Raw genomic sequence first — 1438 nt, forward strand, 5'->3', positions numbered from 1 at the left:
GGCGTAGGAACCTCCATCATCGGAAGACCTCGACCCCACTCCCGGCCACGACGCGCCGACCCCACACTCGTACGGCTACACCCTCAACTGCGAAGAGCCAGTTATCACCGTCTCGAAGATCCGCGGCAGTGCTATCGGCATCACCGGCGTCGCTGGATCGTTCTACTGACCCTCACGGGGCAGTCACCACTAGCAGCACTCTCAAAGGAGAAGGTCATGGGCACCAGCTATAGCCGAAGACTGCTCATCACAGGAATCGTGACCGGCGCCATCAGTGCGGCCTTCGCCCTGTTCAGCCCCGCAGTCCTCATCGACCTAGGAGCCACCGTCGAGCAAAACTACCTCTATACGATCGCAGGAGCCATCTCCCGCATCCTCGTGTTCTTCGGGCTGCCGTTCTCTGCTGGACTCATCTGCCTTTCCCTCCTCCTCTCCAGAAGCGCGACCGCCGAACTCGCTCAGCGAATGCGTGAGCACAACGGAACCGCTGAGACAAAAAACCTTCGTCAGTAACTGCTGAGAACGGAACGCAAGTAGGGGGCTGGTCGCGATGCCATCGTGACCAGCCCCCTACTTGTCAGTATTCGCTGATTGCAGCCGCACTCGATGCGGCGAGATCGCCAAGACGTCCTGCAGTTCGGGAGCAACGCGGCCCGACCCGAGTCGGCCCGCACGAGCGGGGAGAGCCCCCTCAACCCCCGGTCATGCGCGCGGAGCGGCCACGCGCGCTCGAGCGGTGGTCAGCGGCGAGGACGCGGCTTGTACTTGCACGCGCGAGCTTGGTGCGAGGCTTGGCCATGACGTCACCCTGTCACCGGCATCTGAACGTGTCCACGAGATCCTGACGCCCGACCCACCGATAGGGCGAACAGATGACCACACGCGACGAGCTACGTCCCGTCCAGGCTCCGAACAACACCGAGGCCCGATCGCGTGCGCGCCGCGTGGGGGCACCGGTAGCGAGTCCCGTAAGGGATCCTCCACTGAGACATCGCGGCCTCAAGCTCGAGGTCGCCCCGCGTCGGGCCTCAGGGGGGTCTCGATAGACCCGCCCGATGAAGTGCCCGCGGAGGGGGTCTCTACTGAGACTGGACCGTACCCGTTTTGGTGGACTCGGGGGTGTGTTGCTGGGGTTCTCGACCTGTAGGAGACTACTATCGACCTGGTTCGCGAGCGGCCAGCGGTAATATTCGCTGCCATCGCGGGCTGGGCTGCGTCCGGCGCTTACCCCGTCGCGTTCATGTGTCACGAACTGAAGGTGTCACAATCCGGGTTCTACGCCTGGAAGAAAAGACCTGTCAGCGCTCGAGCGCTCACCAACGAGTCTCTACTCGCGGTCTGAGCTGCCCAACGTTTCCTGGACCAGTTGAATAGTTGTCTACGCGGCGAGGTTCTCGGTGATCCATGCCTGCTCGGCTTCGTTCGGGGTCCGATAGTC

General features: G+C 62.9%; 1 protein-coding gene. It reads left to right on the plus strand.

What is annotated here, in order from left to right:
- Positions 1-216: 216 nt before the first annotated feature.
- The gene (locus C5D07_RS04600; protein WP_104258794.1) at positions 217-513 is read left to right on the plus strand and encodes a hypothetical protein; all 297 of its coding nucleotides are present in this window, start codon (positions 217-219) and stop codon (positions 511-513) included.
- Positions 514-1438: the final 925 nt, after the last annotated feature.

Origin of the sequence: Rathayibacter tritici (assembly GCF_002932875.1) — a bacterium.
GTDB lineage: Bacteria > Actinomycetota > Actinomycetes > Actinomycetales > Microbacteriaceae > Rathayibacter > Rathayibacter tritici.